Below are 20,298 nucleotides of genomic sequence, written 5' to 3' on the forward strand. Positions count from 1 at the left end.
GTCACACTGCCCTTTATGCCGCGCAGAGACCACGTCACTCGGCAAGAGCGGCGGTTCGGTTGAGCTCGAACTGGTCTCTGTTTGAAAGGCTGCGATCCTGATTGATGTGGTTGAAAACAGAGGCATGGACAGAGACGAATTTCTGTAAACTTCGCATTCGTCGAAAACGTGACATGGCCCTTCCTTGTCGTCGAAATGGGAGATGTGAGTTCTCAATCCGGTTGTTCAAATAACGGCCAGATGTCTGCTTTTCTGCATTCCCCATCTCCCGTATTGCTGCCCCGTAGGACCTCAGGCGACCAGTAACAACCAACTCAGGCTGGCCATACCGTTTCATCGTTTCCCTCAAGAACTTAAGGGCTGCGCGCTTGTTTCAGCGCTTCGTGACGTAGCTTTCCAACACCTCCCCTTCGTGATCAATTGCTCGCCACAAGTAATGTCGCTCGCCGTTGATCTTCACGAAGATCTCATCCAGATGCCATTGCCAACGTGAAAACAATCGTAGTTGCTGAACCCGTTTTCTTCAGATCTCAGAAGCGAACAATGGACCAAACCGGTTCCACCAATAGCGCACTGTTTCGTGGCTCACTTCGACCCCGCGCTCATGCAAAAGGTCTTCTACATTTCGAAGCGAAAGTGGAAACCGGACATACATCATCACCGCAAGGCGGATAATCTCGGGGCTGGTTTTGAAATAGCGAAAGGGAGAGAGATTAGACATGGCGGGACGCTAATTCAGCGCCCTGCCCGTCTCAAGCTGGCTTCTTCTGACACTGCCTTTCTATGGGAAGGCGTCACGAGTTTCGCTCCTAAAGCGCGTCCCGAAGGACTTGCGCCAGCTCGATTGTTTCTAGTTTGACTGGGTTTTTCAGGCTGGATGAGGCGCTTAAAGCAGCCTCTGCCAGAGCATCAATCTGATCAGACTGGATGCCCCAATGGGCAAGACGGGGCAGATTCTGCGTGGTGAGCCAAGATTCAAAGCCCGACAGGGGATCAAGAGGGTCCGTAGGCGCAAACACATCAAGGATAGCCTGCTGGCACATCATGATGTCACATCGAATGTCTTCCGTGCACAGCTCTGACGCCAAGTTTGCTTTCAGCACTGGCGTCAGCAGGCGCCCGCAAAGAGCTCCATGAGGAGCCGGGTACGCCGCCCCAAGGATCGATGCAAGACCATGAACCGCACCCAAACCGCCATTCGCCAGCGCAATGCCGCTGGAGAGGCTTCCCCATGCCAGTTGTGTCCAGGCATCCGGGTCGTCGCGCTCGATCACATCGCGAAGCGCACCCAAGGTGCTGGAAACCGCAGGCCCGGACAGGGCGCGCGTGAAAGGATTGGCGAAGGCCGAGATATGGGCTTCAATGTTTTGCACAACCGCATCCAACCCTGCGTAGAGCGCAACCGCTTTGGGGGCGGCGCGCATCAGGTCTGGGTCGACAATCGCAATAGAAGGCTGAAGCCCCTGCCCCCGCAAACTGATCTTGGCATCGCGCGTCGCTGCACCAAGAACCGCGTTTGGTGTCACTTCGGATCCCGTTCCGGCCGTTGTCGGAAGGACGATCAGAGGAATATCCACGCAAGCGACATGGTTCACTGCGAAGTCATCATCCGTCAGTGGGGCGCCTTTTTGCACAGCAATGCGCAGCGCCTTGCCCGTATCAATGGCCGAGCCGCCGCCACAAACCACAATGCAATCAACGGGTATTTTACCGATGGCGCGCCACGCCTCGTTGACCGAACGCACACTGGGTTCGCTGGCGCAAACGACCGTCGCACAGTGAAACCCGGCACCCGACAACAGCAGGCGGACCGGAGCAGAAGGACCATTCGAGACGCCTTTAACCAACAGAATTGATTGCACGCCTTGCGGCAGCAGATCAATCAATTTGCGATGGGTGCCTGCACCGAAATGCACGTCGGTTTTGCAAGTGATCGAAAAGGGATTGATGGGCAACACGCGCTCAATACCCCAAAGTCGCGCCCACGGCACGTTGCCAATTTGTGTACTTCTGTGCCCGAACGCTTTCTGGCATCTGGGATTGGAATTGCCGGTCAAGCTCCCACTGTTTAACAAAATCTTCTTGTCCAGGCATTGCGCCCACTTTCATTCCTGCAAGCCATGCAACCCCAAGTGCCGTGGTCTCAAGAACTTTGGGCCGGTCTACGGGAGCATCAATGATGTCAGCCAGAAACTGCATCGCCCAGTCGGAGGCGCTCATCCCGCCGTCCACTCGCAGCACACTGGAGGCCGCGTCGGTGGTCCAATCGGCTCGCATCGCATCCAACAGATCGCGGGTCTGATATCCGACGCTTTCCAATGCGGCCTTGGCCAGTTCGTTCGGGCCGGAATTCCGCGTCAATCCAAAGACAGCACCACGGCATTCTGGATTCCAATACGGAGCACCAAGACCGGTGAAGGCAGGCACAAGCACGACGGACTGCGCGTCATCCGCGTGTTGCGCCATGGGCTGCGTCTCAGAGGCGTCGCGGATAATTTTCAGACCATCGCGCAACCACTGCACGACAGCGCCCGCGATAAAGATCGAGCCTTCCAATGCATAGGTCGGCTTGCCATCAAGCTGATAGGCAATTGTCGTCAGCAAACGGTTCTTTGATTTCACGGGCGTGTCGCCGGTGTTCAACAGTGCAAAACAGCCTGTTCCGTAGGTGGATTTCAACATCCCCGGCTGGAAACAAGCCTGCCCTATGGTGGCAGCTTGTTGGTCCCCTGCGACACCACAAATTGGGATGGGCCGGCCAAATAGATCGGGGCGACTGTGGCCGAATTCGTCGGCACTGTCTTTGACCGCGGGCAGCATGTTCATCGGGATGTCGAACAGATCGCAGATGGTCTGGCTCCACCGCCCTTTGCGAATGTCATAAAGCATGGTGCGGGCGGCATTGGTAGCATCGGTAAGGTGCGATTTACCCCCGGTCAGCTTCCAGATCAGGAACGTGTCCACCGTGCCAAACAGCAGGTCGCCGTTCTGCGCTTTTGCCCTTGCGCCCTCCACATGGTCCAAGATCCACTTGAGCTTGGTAGCTGAGAAATACGGATCGACAAGAAGACCTGTTCGGTCCGCGAACATATCAGCGTGACCTGCATCGCGCAGGTTTTTGCAGAAATCTGCGGTGCGGCGGTCTTGCCAGACAATCGCGTTATGAATGGGTTCGCCGGTGGTGCGATCCCACACAATGGTGGTTTCGCGCTGGTTCGTGATGCCGATAGACACGACGTTTGCAGCATCAATATTGGCACGTTCAATCACCGCGCGGCAGGTTCCCGCAGTGGTGCCCCACAAATCGCTGGGATCATGCTCAACCCAACCGGATTGGGGGAAAATCTGCGGGAACTCTTCTTGCGCCTGCGCAACTACGGTTAATCTTTCATCAAACAGGATTGCGCGGGTGGACGTGGTTCCTTGATCAATCGCGAGTACATATTTCATGTGAAGTCTCATTCGGCCGCAAAAGAGGAAGAGGTGGCTAAGCCGCCCCGTGAAGTTTGCAATTACATGGCATTCAGGAAGAGAATGTTTCCGTTAGATTGTGGGGCGCATACGCGCCCCACAATCAGGGAGGAGACCCTTTACTGCCAAGACTTGATCAGCTCATCATAAGCGATCGTCTTAGGCTCTTCGTCTTCATTCTCAAGCTTGGCGTAAGGTGCGCCAGGCTGAGACAGCCAATGATCGGCACTCATCTCGTCATTCAGCTTCGGACCCAGGTCACCCTGGACGCCCGCACGCTCAAGACGCGACAGTACTTTTTCCTGATCGGCACACAGCTGATCAAGCGCTTCTTGTGGAGTCTTCGCACCGGACATTGCGTCGCCGATGTTCTGCCACCACAGCTGCGCCAGCTTCGGATAGTCAGGAACGTTCGTGCCTGTTGGTGACCACTGAACACGCGCAGGGGAACGGTAGAATTCTACCAAGCCGCCCAGCTTGTCAGCGCGATCTGTGAAGTGCTGGCTATCAATCGTGGATTCACGAATGAATGTAAGACCCACATCAGACTTCTTCAGGTCAACCGTCTTGGACACAACGAACTGGGCATAGAGCCAAGCCGCTTGCGCGCGATCAACAGGTGTGGACTCCATCAGCGTCCAGGAACCAGCATCTTGGTAGCCGATCTTCTGGCCGTCTTTCCAATATGCGCCGTGGGGCGAAGGTGCCATGCGCCACTTGGGCGTGCCATCTTCGTTCATCACGGGCAGATCAGGTTCGACAGTTGCTGCGGTGAAAGCAGTGTACCAGAACATCTGTTGTGCAACGTTACCCTGCGCAGGAATTGGGCCTGCTTCCGAGAACGTCATACCAGCAGCAGCCGGGGGCGAGTACTTTTCAAGCCATTCGATAGCCTTGGTCACAGCGTATACCGCAGCTGGCGCGTTGGTTGCACCACCACGGGCCACACACGAACCGGTAGGCTGGGAGTTTTCGTTCACACGAATACCCCATTCGTCAACCGGCAGACCATTCGGTTCACCAGCGTCACCCATTCCAGCCATGGACATCCACGCGTCGGTATAACGCCAACCCAAGGATGGATCTTTCTTACCGTAGTCCATGTTGCCAAAGACTTCGCCTTCAACGTCGAGGTGGCTTAGATCACGACCGGTGAAGAACTCGGCGATGTCCTCATATGCGGACCAGTTCACAGGAACGCCGAGCTCATAACCAAAGGCTTCTTTGAAGTCTGCTTTGTTTTTCTCGTCGTTGAACCAATCGTAGCGGAACCAGTAAAGGTTTGCGAACTGCTGTGTGGGCAGCTGGTACAGTTTGCCGTCGGGACCGGTGGTGAAGGATGTACCGATAAAATCATCAACATCCAGTGTAGGCAGTGTGACGTCTTTACCTTCGCCAGCCATCCAGTCTGTCAAGTTACGAACCTGCTTGTAGCGCCAGTGCGTACCGATCAGATCAGAGTCGTTGATGTAGGCGTCATAGATGTTCTCGCCGGACTGCATTTGCGTTTGCAGTTTTTCGACAACGTCACCTTCACCGATCAGGTCGTGCGTGACCTTGATGCCGGTAATGGCTTCAAACGCAGGTGCGAGCACTTCGCTTTCGTACTGATGCGTTGCAATGGTCTCAGAGACAACTTTGATCTCCATGCCCTTGTAGGGCTCCGATGCATCAACAAAGAACTGCATCTCGGCTTCTTGATCTGCACGAGATAGCGTAGACAGGCCGGCGATTTCGCCGTCCAGGAACGCTTTCGCGGCTTGCATGTCGGCAAAAGCAGGTGTGCTCAGCAGACCAAGTGATAGCGCCAGCGCTGTACTTGAATTTAGCGATACCTTCATTATTTCCTCCCAGTTATGGAAACGTTGTTTCACTAGTCGCTCTGGAGAACCGCTAAGTCTCCGGGGTGACGACTGTCCTATCTACACCCAGCGAAAGACCGCTATTGCGTAGATAAGGCAGACTATGAGTGCGAACGGTTGGTTCGCACTGACCACGCCCAGCCATGCCAGATTGATAAAGGCAGAGCCGAGCAGTGTGATGAAGAGACGATCACCACGTGTCGTCTCGATTCTGAGCACCCCTTTGCGGGGGGTTTCAGGAAATTTGATCGCCAGTACCGTGAAAACGGATAGGGTACATGCGATGCAGATAAAGAAGATCGCCGTGGGCCAGGTCCATGCCATCCATTCCATGTCAGTATCCTTTCGAATTTCAGGCTTACACGCGGCCCAGGGCAAAACCCTTGGCGATGTAGTTGCGGACAAAGTAGATAACCAAGGCGCCAGGCACGACGGTCAGCACACCAGCGGCAGCCAGCACACCCCAGTCGATACCGGCAGCCCCTTGGGTGCGTGTCATGATCGCAGCGATGGGCTTTGCATCAACCGTGGTCAGCGTGCGGCTCAGTAGCAGCTCAACCCATGAGAACATGAAGCAGAAGAAGGCTGCGACACCGATGCCGGACGCAATGAGCGGCGTGAAGATCTTCACGAAGAACTTCCCAAAGCTGTAGCCGTCAATATAGGCGGTCTCATCGATTTCCTTTGGGACACCGCGCATGAACCCCTCAAGGATCCATACAGCCAGCGGCACATTGAACAGGCAGTGCGCCAGAGCAACCGCGATATGCGTGTCAAACAGACCAACCGAGGAATAGAGTTGGAAGAATGGCAACGCGAACACGGCGGGGGGGGCCATACGGTTGGTCAGCAGCCAGAAGAACAAGTGGTTATCGCCCATAAACCGGTAGCGCGAGAAGGCGTAAGCCGCAGGCAGCGCCACCGTCAGGCTGATCACGGTGTTCATCACCACGTAGATCAACGAGTTGATATAGCCGTTGTACCATGACGGGTCCGTCAGGATGGTGGCATAATTCGCGAAGGTCAGGTTGCTGGGGAACAACGTGAATTCGTTCAGAATTTCCGTGTTGGTCTTCAGGCTCATATTCAGCAGCCAGTAAAGCGGCAGCATCAAGAAGAGCAGGTAGAGGGTCATGACAACCACCGAGCCTTTGACCTTGATACGGCTCTTGGGCTTGTTCGCGATTGTCGCTGTCGAAGATGCCAATGATACATCAGTCATGATCTTAGCCCCCCTTTTTGTCTAGATTGGTCATCACGGTGTAAAACACCCAGGAAATCAGCAGGATCACGAGGTAATACATGATCGAGAAGGCCGCAGCTGGTCCGAGGTCGAACTGTCCAAGTGCCATCTTCACAAGGTCGATTGACAGCAGCGTTGTCGAATTGCCGGGGCCGCCGCCTGTGACAACAAATGGCTCTGTGTAGATCATGAAGCTGTCCATAAAGCGCAACAAAATCGCGATCATCAGAACACCCATCATTTTTGGCAGCTCGATGTAACGAAAGATGGCCCAGCGGCTAGCCTGATCGATCTTCGCAGCCTGATAGTAGGCGTCGGGGATCGATTTGAGACCCGCGAAGGCCAGCAACGCCACAAGCGAGGTCCAGTGCCAGACGTCCATCACGATAACCGTCGCCCATGCCGCAAAGCTGTTTTGCGTGTAGTTGTAGGAAATTCCAAGCGCATCAAGAGTATAGCCCAGAAGCCCGATGTCGACACGGCCGAAGATCTGCCAGATGGTGCCCACCACGTTCCACGGAATGAGCAGCGGAAGTGACATCATGACCAGACAGAAGCTGGACCAAAACCCGCTTTTGGGCATGTTGAGCGCGACAAATATTCCGAGCGGGATTTGGATCATGAGGATGATCGCGGAGAACATCAGCTGGCGTGCCAAAGCATCCCACATCCGGTCTGAATGCAGCATATCTTCAAACCACTCGAGACCTGCCCAGAAGAATTGATTGTTCCCGAAGGTGTCCTGCACCGAGTAATTCACCACTGTCATCAGCGGGATCACGGCGGAAAACGCCACGAGCAACAGAACTGGCAGGACCAAGAACCATGCCTTTTGGTTAACTGTCTTTTCCATTAGGCGGCCTCCCCTACCTTGAGCCAGTCGTTGACGTAAACGTTCACATGCTTTGGATCGAAGACGACGCGGTTCATGTCCGGCGAAATGCTCTGATCCTCACCCGCAACGATGTTGATTTCATTGCCAAATAGATCTGCTCGCACGATTTTATGACGACCGACATCTTCGACGCGGCGTACGTTGACGGGCAGACCTTCACCTTTGGTCAAAGACACAAATTCAGGACGCACACCGATCTCGACCTTGCCATCAAGCGCTGTATATCCACGGTCCAACGTCAGTGATGCACCGTGCACATTGGCCATTTTGCCGGAGACCTTTGCGGGGATCACATTCATACCGGGTGAACCGATGAAATAGCCGACAAACGTATGCTCGGGCCGCTCGAACAGCTCTTGTGGCGTGCCGATTTGCACAACCCGGCCGTCATACATGACGACAACTTTATCCGCGAAGGTTAGCGCCTCGGTCTGGTCGTGGGTCACATAGATCATCGTGTGACCAAACTGGTGGTGCAAAGATTTCAGCTGTGTGCGGAGTTCCCATTTCATATGTGGGTCAATCACCGTCAGAGGCTCGTCAAACAACAGAGCGTTCACGTCTTCGCGCACCATGCCACGTCCAAGGCTGATCTTTTGCTTGGCGTCCGCCGTCAAACCGCGTGCACGATTGTCCAGCTCGGCTTCCATGCCGATCATTTGGCCGATCTGCTGTACGCGCTCTGCGATATACTTAGGATCTGCGCCGCGATTCTTGAGCGGAAACGCAAGATTGTCGCGCACTGTCATTGTGTCGTATACCACCGGAAACTGAAAAACCTGGGCAATGTTGCGATCTGAGGTGGTCGCGTGGGTCACATCATGACCATCAAACAGGATGCGCCCTTGTGACGGTTGCAGCAGACCCGAAATGATGTTGAGCAGCGTGGATTTCCCGCAACCCGAAGAGCCCAGAAGCGCATACGCTTCGCCGTCAGCCCAATCGTGGTTCAGCTCTTTGAGCGCGAAATCATCTTCACTCTTGGGGTTCGGATAGTAAGAATGCGCAAGGTTATCGAGGGTGATTTTTGCCATAGTCTCTCTCCTTATGCTGCAAGCGCGTAGGACGCGGGTGCAACCAACTCGCCATTTTCGTTGAAGATGTAGACGTGGCTGGGGTCGATATAGACCTGCAACGGCGCACCCAACTCCAAATTGTGCACACCGTGGATCAAACCAACCCATTTCTCGCCGTCGTGATCCAGGTGCACAAAGGTCTCGGACCCGGTGAGCTCGGTCACTACCAGTGTGGTATCAAAAACCATCGCCCCATCGGTATGCGAGATGATCTCGACGTGGTTGGGGCGGAAACCGGCGATGTAACGCCCATCAGCCAGGTTCGCCATGGGACCCGTGGCAGCAGCGCTTTGGCCATCCCCGAACATGATCTTGGCTCCGGTCTTGCTGACACGCAGGAAGTTCATGGGCGGATCGCTGAATACTCGCGCTGTCGTAGCGTCAACTGGTTGGCGGTAAACAGTCGGTGTCAGATCAAACTGACGCACTCGACCTTCCCAAAGGGCGGCTGTATTGCCCCCCAGCAACAACGCCTCTTCCGGCTCGGTTGTGGCGTAGACAAAAATGGACCCAGACTCTGCGAAGATCTTGGGGATTTCGACGCGCAGCTCTTCGCGGAGTTTGTAATCAAGGTTCGCCAGTGGCTCATCCAGCAAAACCAGACCAGCGTCTTTGACCAAGGCCCGCGCCAGCGCGCAACGTTGTTGTTGACCGCCCGACAGTTCCAGTGGCTTACGCTGCAACATCGGCGTCAGTTGCATCAAGTCAGCGGTTTTCTTGACCGCGGCCTCAATCTCGGAGGCAGATTTGCCCATCAGCTTTAGCGGTGAGGCAATGTTTTCATAGACCGTCATCGAAGGGTAATTGATGAACTGTTGGTAGACCATGGCGACCTTGCGATCTTGAACGCGCATGCCAGTCACATCTTGGCCTTCCCAGTGAACAGTGCCCTCGTTTGGCACATCGAGGCCTGCCATCAGACGCATCAAAGATGTTTTGCCCGACAAGGTAGGACCTAGCAGGACATTCATTGTACCTTTTTCAAGTGTCAGATCGGTGGGGTGAATATGCACAACTCCATCAACCGATTTCGCAACGCCTTTTAGTTCTAACGTCATGTCCATAGTCCCCTTATTCGGCTGCAGTGCTTTGCTGCGCGGCAAGCCGAGCTTTTATCCAATCATCCAATGCGCTGATCTGTGCGCTGCTCATGCGCAGGCCAAGTTTGCTTCTGCGCCACACCACATCTTCGGCGGTGCGCACAAATTCGTTTTCCATAAGCCACTGCACTTCGCGCTGAAACAGGTCGGCGCCGAAGTCTTGGCCCAGGTCTTTTTTATCTTGGGCATTGCCCAGCACATCCGGCACCTCGGTGCCGTAGGCGCGCACAAGGCGCAAAGCCCAACGGTCGGACAAAAAGGCAAACGTCTGCTTGACCTGCGCCACCAAAGCATCCACGCCATCCACCGCGAAATCTCCGCCGGGTAAGGCAACGCCAGCGGTCCAAGGTTTCGCCGTTACGGGCAGCACCTTTTCTATTTCTTCCATCGCGCCTTCAGCCAGACACCGATAGGTGGTGATTTTGCCGCCAAACACGTTCAGAAACGGCGCGCCGCGGGTCGTATCCAGCTTCAGCACATAGTCGCGCGTCGCCGCCGAGGCCGAGCTTGCGCCATCGTTGTAAAGTGGGCGTACACCGGAATAGGTCCAAACCACATCGTCCGCGCTGATTGGTTTTGCGAGGTATTCATTGATGAAGGTGATCAGGTAGTCCCGCTCTTCGGGCGTGCATTCTGGCTTGATGGACGCATCGTCATGATCCTGGTCCGTTGTGCCGATCAGCGTGAAATCCGTTTCATAGGGAATGGCAAAAATGATCCGCCCGTCTGTGCCCTGGAAGAAGTAGCATTTGTCATGGTCAAACAACTTCTTGGTAACTATGTGGCTGCCTCGGACCAGACGCACACTGTCTTGCGAATTGCTACACAGTGTGGTGCGCAACACATCCCCAACCCAGGGACCACTGGCATTCACAACCATCGCGGCAGTCACGGTGGTCTTGTCACCTGTGTCGGCATTCTCCATCTCTACGTGCCAAATGCCGTCGCTTACCTCGGCACTGATGACCTTCGAGCGCGTCCGGATTTGTGCGCCGCGCATCTGAGCATCGCGGGCATTCAGGACGACCAACCGAGAGTCTTCAACCCAGCAGTCCGAGTACTCGTAAGCCTTTTCAAACTTCGGGTTTAAACCTTTGCCTTCAATCGCTGAATGCAGGGCGATTCTAGACGTTGCAGGTAGAATTTCGCGTCCACCAAGATGGTCGTATATGAATAGGCCCAGGCGGATCATCCAAGCAGGGCGGCGGCCCTTCATCCACGGCATAACTGCGCCGAGCAGCTTGGACGTGGGCGTCGTCGTGTCAAAACGCATACTATCATGAAACGGCAGAACAAAGCGCATGGGCCAAGAGATATGCGGCATTGCGCGCAGCAGGTTCTCTCGCTCGATCAACGCTTCACGCACGAGGCGGAACTCGAAGTATTCAAGGTAACGCAAGCCGCCATGGAACAACTTCGTAGAAGATGCAGAGGTCGCCGATGCGAGATCATTCATTTCGGACAAGCAAACACGCAGACCGCGCCCTGTAGCGTCTCTGGCAATACCGCACCCGTTGATGCCGCCGCCAATGATCAAAAGATCAAAGTCCGGTGTCATGATGTCCTCCCTGGTCGCCCCTCCTCAGAGGCGTGCTAAATTTGTGACAAAAATCGAGCGCAAAAGAAAGTAAATAATGTTCGTTTGTGATCGTTATCCTTAAGCCAATGTTATAAAAGTATAAAATCAGAACTTCTGCGGCTGCCGCGTAACCATTTCGCACTCGCAGCACCGCTTTTTCCCACATTCACCACAAAGAATCGTGACTTCGCCACAAACCGCGATAAAACGAACATAAGAGAAGAAAGGATGGAAAATTGGTTCTGACTATTCGAAAGCCCGAAATCATTGCAATTGCTCGGCGCGAAGGCAAGGTTACCGTGGACGGGCTTGTCGACCATTTTGGCGTCACCCCCCAGACCATCCGCCGAGACCTGACCGAACTTGCTGAAACCGGAGAGCTTGAGCGCGTGCACGGTGGCGCGATCTTGCCGTCGACGACGGTCAATATTGCCTACAATGAACGTCGGATGCTCAATCAAGCCTCGAAGGTCGACATTGCCAGTGCCTGCGCAAAAAGGATCCCTAATGATTGTGCAATCTTTCTGAATATCGGAACGACAACCGAGGCTGTCGCCTCCGAGCTGCTTAATCATGAAGGGCTGCTGGTGGTCACGAACAACATCAATATTGCCAACATCCTATCGTCCAGTGATCAGATTGATGTGATCGTCACCGGCGGACAGTTGCGCCGGTCTGATGGGGGTCTCATCGGGGACCTTGCTCAGAATACAATCAATCAGTTTCGGTTTGATTACGCAATCATCGGCTGTTCGGCCCTGCGGCAGAATGGTGATTTAATGGATTTTGACATGCAAGAAGTCAGCGTGAGCAAAACCATCATCCGTCAAAGCGATCACGTCATGTTGGTCGCCGACAATTCCAAATTCGACAGAAAAGCCCCTGCCTTTGTCGCATCGATGCAGAGTATTTCGACGATTGTTACGGATAAGTCGGTTCCTGCGGACTGCAAAACACAATGCGATGTTTCTGGAACAGATATTGTCTATGCATCGAGTTGATGATGTGCTGTCAGACAAATTCGAACCACTCTCAGCCAGGCCAGCATCACTGCCCTTAATGCCGCGCAGAGATCGCGCCACTCGGCAAGAGCGGCGGCTCTGTTGAGCTTGAATTGATCTCTGTTCGACAGACTGCACTCGTGATTGAAGTGGTTGAAAACAGAAGAATGGGCGGCGACGAACTTCTGCAAACTTCGCATTCGTCGAAATAGGAGGTGTGAGTTCTCAATCCGGTTGTTCAAATAACGGCCAGTTGTCTGCTTTTCGGCATTCCCGATCTCCCGCATTGCTGCCCCGTAGGACCGAAGGCGATCTGTTACGACAAGCTCTGGCTGGCCGTATCGTTTCATCGCTTTCTTCAGGAATTTAAGGGCCGCACGCCTGCCTCGGCGCTTGGTGACAAAACTTTCTAGAACTTCTCCTTCGTGATCGATCGCTCGCCACAGGTAGTGCCGCTCGCCGTTGATCTTCACGAACACCTCGTCCAGATGCCACTGCCATCTTGAAAAGGATCGAAGCTGTTGAATTCGATTTCTTCGGATCTCTGATACGAACACAGGGCCAATCCAGACCTTGATGGCCGGTGCAGTCGATGTCCGTTTCGAACGTATTTTCCCGAATACTGCGCACTGCCTGAATGGCGGCTTCAGTGAAAATCTCGACTTGGGAACAACCGCTTTGCCTGATCGCGTGGATGCATGGCCCGGGCGGGATAACGGGCGTTTTTGGGGGTATCATCCGCGCGGGGGCCTTCGGTGGTTAGGGCTTCGGATTGGGGGTGCCCTAATTCGGACAGTTTATAGGACAGATCCTCAACATTCTGCGCGATCAGATGCACCACGATCCCTTCACGTTGCAGATAGCCCGTGACGCGCAAGAGCCGCCCGCCCATGACGGCGCGCCGGAAACGCTCGTAAACTTTGGGCCAGACCACCACATTGCTGACACCCGTTTCATCTTCCAGCGTCAGGAAGATCACACCAGAGGCCGTGCCGGGGCGTTGGCGGGTGATGACCAGACCGCAGACACTGTGCTGGCCCAAGGGTATGTCTTGCAGGGATGCATGGGTCACAAGACCCGGAAGTGTAGGGCGCAATAGTTCCATCGGGTGGGCGCGCAGGCTCAACCGAGTTGAAACATAGTCCTCGACCACCTCTTCGCCCAGTTGCATATTCGGCAATTGGACATCTGGTTCATCAATGCATTCCCCATCAATCGGATCATTAAACAGGGGCAAAGGCGTGGGGCTTTGGATCGCCTTGACCTGCCAAAGCGCATCGCGTCGGGTCAGACCCATATCGGAAAACGCATCCGCCTCGGCCAGGCGCGTCATCACATCTGGACGCAGACCCGCGCGCAGCCACAAGGCCTGCGGATCCGGGTAGCCATTGCCACGCGCCGCGACGATCCAACCCGCGTCCTCTTCCTTGAACCCTTTGATCTGGCGAAACCCCAGACGCAACGCCAGCGCACCATCGGCACGGCGTTCCAGCGTGTTGTCCCAATCGGAGTGATTTACACAGAGCGGGCGGGTTTCAACTCCATGTTCACGGACATCGCGCACGATCTGTGCAGGGGCATAAAATCCCATGGGTTGGGAGTTCAGTAAGGCACAGGCAAAAACCGCCGAATGATGACATTTCAGCCAAGCCGAAACATAGGCCAGCATGGCAAAGGCGGCTGCGTGACTTTCGGGAAAGCCATAATCGGCAAAGCCTTCGATTTGACCAAAGCAGCGTTCGGCCACCTCTTGCGGGTAGCCATTGCTCAGCATACCCGCGATGAATTTGTCGCGGTATGTGCCAATGGTGCCCATGCGCCGGAAAGAGGCGAGCGAGCGACGCAGGTGGTCGGCCTCTTCCGCAGAAAACCCCGCGCCCACTACGGCGATTTGCAGGGCCTGTTCCTGAAACAGCGGCACGCCCAGCGTGCGTTTTGTCACCTCTGCCAAAGCGGGGCCAAACGGTTGGGGCTGTTCCTGCCCGTTTCGACGCCGAATATAGGGCTGCACCATGTCACCCTGAATGGGGCCGGGGCGGACAATGGCGACCTCAATCACCAGATCGTAAAATTCGCGTGGACGCATCCGGGGCAGGAAATTCATCTGCGCGCGGCTTTCCACCTGAAAGACCCCAATCGCATCGGCGCGACACAGCATGTCATATGTGGGGGCATCGTCCTGTGGGATCGAGGCAATGCTATGGGTGATGTTCTCGTGGCTCTGTATCAGTTCGAACGATTTGCGAATACAGCTAAGCATGCCCAGCCCCAGAATATCCACCTTGAGAATGCCCAAAGCATCAATGTCATCCTTGTCCCAGCAGATGACCGTCCGGTTCTCCATCGCGGCATTTTCAATCGGGGCCAGCTCGTCCAAGCGCCCACGGGTGATGACAAACCCGCCCACATGCTGGGATAGGTGACGAGGAAAACCGATGATCTCTTGGATCAGATGGATGGTTTGCATCAGGCGGCGGTCGTCGGGGTCTAGCCCCAGCTCGCGGATGCGGTCCAGATCGACGCCGCCATTGCTCATGCCCCAGATCTGCCCCGATAACCCCGCGGTTACGTCCTGAGATAACCCCATCACCTTGCCCACCTCGCGGATGGCCGCACGGGTGCGAAAATGGATCACGGTGGCGCAAAGTCCTGCACGGTGGCGGCCGTATTTTTCATAGATCCACTGGATCACCTCTTCGCGACGCTCATGTTCGAAATCCACGTCGATATCCGGCGGCTCGCCCCGGTGTTTGGAGACAAAGCGTTCAAACACCATCGCGATCATATCGGGGCTGACATCGGTGATGCCCAGCAAGTAGCACAAGATCGAGTTCGCCGCCGAGCCGCGCCCCTGACACAAAATCCCCTGTGATCTGGCGAATTGCACAATGTCATGCACGGTCAGAAAATAGGCGGGGAAGTTCAACTCGCGCACCACAGCCAGTTCCTTGGACATCAGCTCCAGCGCCCTGTCTGGTGGACCGTCAGGATAACGGCGCTTTAACCCCTCTTTGGCAAGACGTTCCAACCGTTCCTGCGGTGTTTCCCCTTCGGTTTCTTCATGCGGGTATTCGTATGAGAGCTCACTCAGATCAAAACTGCATTTATCCGTGATCTCTAATGTCCGACGCAGGGCTGCCGGATGGTTGCGAAAGACCCGCACCATATCGGCCCCTGCCTTCAGGCGACGCTCACCATTCGGAAGCGCGCGGGTGCCTATTTCATCAATGGTGATATGTTCGCGCAGACAGGTCAGCACATCTGCCAGCTGACGGCGGGACGCGCGGTGCATCAGAACATCCCCCACCGCCACCATCGGGGCAGACGCCCTTTGCGCGGCCTGTGCGCAGGTGTTCAGATAGGCCTGATCACTGCCATCATAACGCGGTGCCGCCCCCAAAAAGACGTGACCCGGAAAATGTCGCCCCAGGCTGCGAAGCTCGGACACGGCATCCTTTAATCCGCCCTGCGGCAGGGCAATCAGGATCATGCCCTTGCAGGCGGGGATCATATCCTTTCTGTAAAGGATGCATTCCCCTTTTTCGGCCCGTCGTTTGCCAAGCGTCAGAAGCCGCGTGAGCCGCTTATACGCCGCCCTGTCGCGTGGCAGGGCGATCCAGTCCACTGAACCGTCCTGCAACACCAACCGACAGCCGACAATCAGCTTGGGTAACGAAACTGAATCGGGCTTCGCCAGTGGATCATTCTGCCCTCTGGTTTGCCGGGACGAGCTATCCACCCTCTGCTGTGATCGGATCTGCACCACATCCTGCGTTTCGCGCCGCAGTTCCTTGAGCGCCGACCACGCGCGTACCACCCCCGCCAATGAATTGCGATCCGTGATGGCAATGGCCGACAGTCCCAATTCAGCAGCCCGCACCACCAGTTCCTCAGGATGCGAGGCCCCGGTCAGGAAGGTGAAGTTTGTGGTGATGCAAAGCTCTGCGTAATCCTGTGCCGTCATGCAAACTCCCCCTGCACAAACCAGCTCGGGTTTTGCGGCGTGTGAAATAGCCATAGCCTGCGCCCTTCGCGCGTTTCCACCCGCCAGTAGTCGCGCAGACCTGAACGCCAGTTCTCATCCCCAAGCCACCATTCTGGCGCGATACGCTCCGGCCCAGTGGCGCGCCCCGTGGTCAGGGACATCCGTCGCCAACGAAACCGCGCTGGCGGGCGAGGCCCGCTGGCGGCAATGGGTTCAGGCGGAAAGAGGATCAGGGGACGCGGGTTCAGGCTGTTCCATCCCCCTGCCGGTTCAGAATAGGCGGCGGGTGCGATGATAAAACTCCGCTCTGGAATATGGCTGTCAGCTGGCAGGAAGCGATGGATGTTTTCCAACCCGATCCGCGTGCCAAGTCGGCTGATCAGATCGTCCAGCCTGTCTTGCCTCCTGTCCGACACATGGCTGATTTGTTGTATCGGCAAACTCTCAACCTGCGTGGCCTCCAGACGCAGCTGATCGATGCCGAAACCCGCATCAATCTCGCTCAATCCCCGCTCAAAGAGGGGTAAAATTCGTTTGGCGTCCCGCAATGGTCGCGCCAAACGCAGTTCGACATGTTGCTGGCCCTGATCAACGCGGCGCAGGGTGAGGCAAAGTTTGCGCGCACCCATTTCTTGTGCCTTCAGTTTCGCGCAGAGTTGAGACAGCAATCGTTCTGTCCCAGCCATCACATCCGCGAGCAAGCCAATCGGTTCGGGCAAGGTTATGCGCACCGCATAGTGGGGAGGGTCGGCATGGGGTGAGATATCTTCGGGCTGAGCGCCCAAGGCCTGATCTAATCGCAGCAGTAGGCCAGGTCCAAAGCGGCGGGTCAGCGGCGCACGCGCCGCCTTGGCCAGATCACCAATGCTGCGCAGCCCCAGACGTTGCAATGCAATCGACATATCCTCGTCGATCCGCAAACCTGCCACCGGCAGATCTGTCAGGGCAGCCAGCATATCCCCGCTTGGGGCAATCCCCTCGTCATAATGCGCCAAGGCCCAGGCCGCCCCGCGCGTATCGGCACAGCCGATCTGCACTGATAGCCCTGAGCGCATCAAACGCATGCGCATGTCGCCCAGCATGGGGGCTTCACCGCCAAACAGATGCGTGGATCCGGTGACATCCATCACCAAACCATCCGTGCCATCTACCCCGACCCACGGGCAATAGCGCGTGGCCCAACGACATAGGGCGCGCAGGAAACGGTGATCTTGTTCCGGTTCGGCTATTTGGCTTTGCAACTCAGGGCAAAATGCGCAGGCATCCGCATAGGGCATGCCTGGGTGCAGCCCCTGATGTTCTGCCGCCCTATTCAGGCAATAGATACGATTAGAATTTTTCTGCTTCAGCGTCAGGACAAAGGGGCCATCGAACGCGCGCAGCCGTAAAACCCGGTCACTTGCCAGCCGGGGAAACCATAACGAGACGACGCGCCGCTGTATCCCATCGAACATGCCAGACACCTAATGTTCCTGATTTGTTCTTAATAAGCTCCCACCGTTGTAGAGTCGAGTCCTCGGCGCCTGTCTCGGGGTCGAAGACTGGCGTGCAGCGCCAGCGCGTTTCCACGGCATTGCTGCCCATACCTTCGGGAATGATCGCCAATCCGGTGGCGTCCCCATCCCGCGCGGCAAGCTGCAACCGCCGCCCTTCGGTCAAACCAACAGGTTGGCTGAGCTGCATTATAACCAGCGACACCGCCCCCGAACGCAAGGCCTCTTCGGCCACTGCAAGTGTTTCAGTTTGGTTTTGGGTGATGCAGCGGATCAACCGCGATGGGTCCGCGAAATCGGCAAAGCCAGCAGGGTTGATCTGACTGGTTTCCCAGTTTTCGCGAATCCACATCGCCCCCCCCCTCAAATGCGTCGTGAGCACAAAGGCAAACATATACGCTCCGAACCCGCATACCTCATGTGTGCGGGTTCTGGCAGGAGGGAAGAATGGAATCTCAGCATGTTGCATGCGTAGAATGTATTGGAAAGCACTTGAGCCAGACAATACCGGACATTGGTGCCGTTGCAGCGAAAGCTCACTTTGTCTACAACCGGTCTGTTCGTGACTAACGCGGCAAATGACCGTTTTCCGCCCTTTGATACCCTCCTCAAAAAGAAAATAGGAAGCTCCCCCGGCAGCCAAGAAGGCCACCGAGGGAGGGGTTAGTGTAGTCGTCCTTTCACGACGTAGTCCGCGAACCATTGCCAGTACTTGGATGCGTCCTTGAAGCCCTGAGCCTGTGTGGCCAGATCTTCTGCTCTGGAACGAGAAAGGCCGCCTTCATACTGATGAATAGCGGCCCTCTCTTCGAACTCTTCAATGTCTGTATCTGGCTCATCCCAAGCACCTCGACGGCAACTGGATCTGGTCTACGATGGATCGCTTCTGCTCGTCGGAGATCCCCGCCGAGTAGATGCCGTAGGTCAGCTTGTTCTCTGATTGAGCGGACTTGTGGCCCACCAGAGATGCCGTGAAGTGTTCCGGGACACCCGTACGTTCGCATTGAGTGATGAACCACTTTCGAGTGCTGTGGAACACCAACTGGGGGCGTTCCGGAGAAAGCTCATCACGTAGCCTAGCGAAGGTCTTCGTCACCTTGCTGACGGTCAGGCCGGGGACCCGGCTCTAGGTGAAATAGGCCGACTTCGGCCCTGAGCTGTCAATGGTGTGGAACGCAGCGAATGTCAGCTTGGAATACATAGTGACGGATTTTGCGCAAAGCATGAACGACGACAAAGCCCCCAAAACTCCCGTTGGAGAGACAATATGGTAGTATCAGGAATGCAAGCAACTGCCTTAGAGACACAGCCAAGCGCTTCAATATGCTGACGGAAAAGCTCTACAAGATTGTCGGACTGAACGTCCCCAAAAGCCCGATCACTCCAAGACATCGCGCCAAGAGTGCTTTGGCTGAAACCCGACCATCTTCTTGGCCTTCTTGTTGGAAAAGAAAGTCTCGTTCGCGCCCATCTCGCAGCGCACTTCGACACCCTGATAAAACTGCTCAATCACCTGATCCGACGCGATACCGACCGACATGTCGTCGTTCGAAACGTTGAACACTTCGTAGCCCAAGCCGTCGGTCTTCAGGCAGCAATCGACCATATGCCCCAAATCGCGAGCATCGATATAAGCAAATATGTTGCGGCGGCGCAGAGCCGGGCTTTCCATGAATGCCGGGAACGTCTCTGTATATTCATGTGGCTCGATCACGTTGTTGATCCGCAATCCGTAGATGTCAGCGCCTGTCCGAGCCTGAAAGGATTGAGCGGTCACCTCATTGCAGACCTTCGACATGGCGTAGCTGTCATGGGGCACGGTCGGGTGGGTTTCATCAACAGGGACGAAGTCCGGTTTCACCTCTCCTTCGGAAAAGCAGATGGCATAGGTGGTCTCGGAGCTTGCGAAGATCACCTTCGGGACGCCAAGCTTCACTGCCGCCTCGATCACGTTGTAGGTGGTCAAGGTGTTCTGGCGAAAGCACTCGCCATCGGTACCGATCATAACGCGGGGGATTGCCGCGAAATGCACAACGGCATCATAGGTTGGAACGCCGGCGCCCGCGTCCAATTCCGCACCTTCGACGAACTGAGACATGGCGCCGATGACCTGGCCCGCATCGCAGAGGTCTACCAACAACTCGGGACAATCCAGCCCAGAGGGCGATTGATCCACATTCACAACATGATGGCCTTGGGCCTGCAGGTGCCGGATTGCCCACTTGCCCGCCTTGCCGCTGCCGCCCGTAAAGAATACTCTCATTTCGCCCTCCAATTTTCAGCACCAGAATGCCTGTCCGAATAGTGCTTGATGATGAACCACCAATGGTTTGGAGCGCAAGGCCGCCCCTTGGTGCAACGGCAGCTCTAAAAGAGGCCCGGTGACGACGAGGTCAGCGCGTCACGGGGGAAGACTGGACAATTCCACCGGCATCGCCCTTTTTTTCGCAAAGCTGTCGTTCATGCGGCCGCAGCGAATTCACACTAGTCCGCAGTTTACCAGTTCATGCGCAGAGCATCGAAAGGCGGTTCATGCTAGACTTGCCGTTCGTGGATCACGCGGCGAAGGTTCTTGAAGAGCCCAAGGCGGTAA

General features: G+C 55.7%; 14 protein-coding genes and 2 pseudogenes. 1 reads left to right on the plus strand and 15 read right to left on the minus strand.

Features of this window, described 5'->3' with window-relative positions:
• Positions 1–34 precede the first annotated feature (34 nt).
• The 10 genes and pseudogenes from G0Q00_RS05095 to glpD all read right to left on the minus strand — a co-directional run bounded on the left by G0Q00_RS05095 (position 35) and on the right by glpD (position 11,205).
• Positions 35–721, minus strand: a pseudogene (locus tag G0Q00_RS05095) (IS6 family transposase).
• Between the two features lie 88 nt (positions 722–809).
• Positions 810–1,955, minus strand: a complete 1,146-nt coding sequence (locus G0Q00_RS05100) for an iron-containing alcohol dehydrogenase (RefSeq protein ID WP_163036977.1) — start codon at positions 1,953–1,955, stop codon at positions 810–812.
• A 7-nt stretch (positions 1,956–1,962) separates the two neighbouring features.
• On the minus strand, positions 1,963–3,450 hold the full coding sequence (glpK, locus tag G0Q00_RS05105) for a glycerol kinase GlpK (protein WP_163036979.1): 1,488 nt from the start codon (positions 3,448–3,450) through the stop codon (positions 1,963–1,965).
• Between the two features lie 140 nt (positions 3,451–3,590).
• Positions 3,591–5,312, minus strand: a complete 1,722-nt coding sequence (locus tag G0Q00_RS05110) for an ABC transporter substrate-binding protein (protein ID WP_163036980.1) — start codon at positions 5,310–5,312, stop codon at positions 3,591–3,593.
• Positions 5,313–5,393: 81 nt separating this feature from the next.
• The gene (locus G0Q00_RS05115; RefSeq protein ID WP_163036982.1) at positions 5,394–5,666 is read right to left on the minus strand and encodes a DUF2160 domain-containing protein; all 273 of its coding nucleotides are present in this window, start codon (positions 5,664–5,666) and stop codon (positions 5,394–5,396) included.
• A gap of 25 nt (positions 5,667–5,691) precedes the next feature.
• A complete protein-coding gene (locus G0Q00_RS05120; RefSeq protein ID WP_203564895.1) occupies positions 5,692–6,555 on the minus strand; it encodes a carbohydrate ABC transporter permease in 864 nt (287 codons plus the stop codon).
• A 4-nt stretch (positions 6,556–6,559) separates the two neighbouring features.
• Positions 6,560–7,429, minus strand: a complete 870-nt coding sequence (locus tag G0Q00_RS05125; protein ID WP_163036984.1) for a carbohydrate ABC transporter permease — start codon at positions 7,427–7,429, stop codon at positions 6,560–6,562.
• On the minus strand, positions 7,429–8,505 hold the full coding sequence (locus G0Q00_RS05130; protein ID WP_163036986.1) for an ABC transporter ATP-binding protein: 1,077 nt from the start codon (positions 8,503–8,505) through the stop codon (positions 7,429–7,431). The genes G0Q00_RS05125 and G0Q00_RS05130 overlap by 1 nt, the downstream gene beginning before the upstream one ends.
• An 11-nt stretch (positions 8,506–8,516) precedes the next feature.
• Positions 8,517–9,605: an ABC transporter ATP-binding protein gene (locus G0Q00_RS05135; protein WP_163036988.1), complete on the minus strand. Its 1,089-nt coding sequence runs from the start codon at positions 9,603–9,605 to the stop codon at positions 8,517–8,519.
• A 13-nt stretch (positions 9,606–9,618) separates the two neighbouring features.
• Positions 9,619–11,205 carry a glycerol-3-phosphate dehydrogenase gene (gene glpD, locus G0Q00_RS05140; RefSeq protein WP_163036990.1) on the minus strand — a complete coding sequence of 529 codons (1,587 nt, stop codon included), beginning with the start codon at positions 11,203–11,205 and terminating at the stop codon, positions 9,619–9,621.
• Between the two features lie 257 nt (positions 11,206–11,462).
• Here glpD and G0Q00_RS05145 point away from each other — a divergent pair, with 257 nt between their 5' ends.
• Complete coding sequence (locus G0Q00_RS05145; RefSeq protein ID WP_163036992.1) at positions 11,463–12,227, plus strand: DeoR/GlpR family DNA-binding transcription regulator; 765 nt, start codon at positions 11,463–11,465, stop codon at positions 12,225–12,227.
• A 59-nt stretch (positions 12,228–12,286) separates the two neighbouring features.
• Here G0Q00_RS05145 and G0Q00_RS05150 read toward each other — a convergent pair.
• The 5 genes and pseudogenes from G0Q00_RS05150 to G0Q00_RS05170 all read right to left on the minus strand — a co-directional run.
• Positions 12,287–12,793, minus strand: a pseudogene (locus G0Q00_RS05150) (transposase); the annotation flags it as partial.
• A gap of 80 nt (positions 12,794–12,873) precedes the next feature.
• Positions 12,874–16,191, minus strand: a complete 3,318-nt coding sequence (locus G0Q00_RS05155) for an error-prone DNA polymerase (protein ID WP_239058325.1) — start codon at positions 16,189–16,191, stop codon at positions 12,874–12,876.
• A complete protein-coding gene (locus G0Q00_RS05160; RefSeq protein ID WP_163036995.1) occupies positions 16,188–17,666 on the minus strand; it encodes a DNA polymerase Y family protein in 1,479 nt (492 codons plus the stop codon). The genes G0Q00_RS05155 and G0Q00_RS05160 overlap by 4 nt, the downstream gene beginning before the upstream one ends.
• A complete protein-coding gene (locus G0Q00_RS05165; RefSeq protein ID WP_370458557.1) occupies positions 17,608–18,057 on the minus strand; it encodes a hypothetical protein in 450 nt (149 codons plus the stop codon). Before G0Q00_RS05165 ends, G0Q00_RS05160 begins: the two co-directional genes overlap by 59 nt.
• Before the next feature lie 1,026 nt (positions 18,058–19,083).
• Positions 19,084–19,968, minus strand: coding sequence for an NAD(P)-dependent oxidoreductase (locus G0Q00_RS05170; protein WP_163036999.1), 885 nt, complete (start codon positions 19,966–19,968; stop codon positions 19,084–19,086).
• Between the last annotated feature and the right edge of the window lie 330 nt (positions 19,969–20,298).

Origin of the sequence: Aliiroseovarius sp. PrR006, from assembly GCF_010500215.1 — a bacterium.
Taxonomy (GTDB): domain Bacteria; phylum Pseudomonadota; class Alphaproteobacteria; order Rhodobacterales; family Rhodobacteraceae; genus Aliiroseovarius.

Excerpts from the sequence above, each read along its gene's own strand:
- G0Q00_RS05155 (WP_239058325.1), bottom strand. The coding sequence starts at position 16,191 with ATGACGGCACAGGATTACGCAGAGCTTTGCATCACCACAAACTTCACC.
- G0Q00_RS05120 (WP_203564895.1), bottom strand. The coding sequence starts at position 6,555 with ATGACTGATGTATCATTGGCATCTTCGACAGCGACAATCGCGAACAAG.
- G0Q00_RS05165 (WP_370458557.1), bottom strand. The coding sequence starts at position 18,057 with ATGTGGATTCGCGAAAACTGGGAAACCAGTCAGATCAACCCTGCTGGC.
- G0Q00_RS05170 (WP_163036999.1), bottom strand. The coding sequence starts at position 19,968 with ATGAGAGTATTCTTTACGGGCGGCAGCGGCAAGGCGGGCAAGTGGGCA.
- G0Q00_RS05125 (WP_163036984.1), bottom strand. The coding sequence starts at position 7,429 with ATGGAAAAGACAGTTAACCAAAAGGCATGGTTCTTGGTCCTGCCAGTT.
- G0Q00_RS05135 (WP_163036988.1), bottom strand. The coding sequence starts at position 9,605 with ATGACGTTAGAACTAAAAGGCGTTGCGAAATCGGTTGATGGAGTTGTG.
- G0Q00_RS05130 (WP_163036986.1), bottom strand. The coding sequence starts at position 8,505 with ATGGCAAAAATCACCCTCGATAACCTTGCGCATTCTTACTATCCGAAC.
- glpK (WP_163036979.1), bottom strand. The coding sequence starts at position 3,450 with ATGAAATATGTACTCGCGATTGATCAAGGAACCACGTCCACCCGCGCA.
- G0Q00_RS05160 (WP_163036995.1), bottom strand. The coding sequence starts at position 17,666 with ATGTTCGATGGGATACAGCGGCGCGTCGTCTCGTTATGGTTTCCCCGG.
- G0Q00_RS05115 (WP_163036982.1), bottom strand. The coding sequence starts at position 5,666 with ATGGAATGGATGGCATGGACCTGGCCCACGGCGATCTTCTTTATCTGC.
- glpD (WP_163036990.1), bottom strand. The coding sequence starts at position 11,205 with ATGACACCGGACTTTGATCTTTTGATCATTGGCGGCGGCATCAACGGG.
- G0Q00_RS05110 (WP_163036980.1), bottom strand. The coding sequence starts at position 5,312 with ATGAAGGTATCGCTAAATTCAAGTACAGCGCTGGCGCTATCACTTGGT.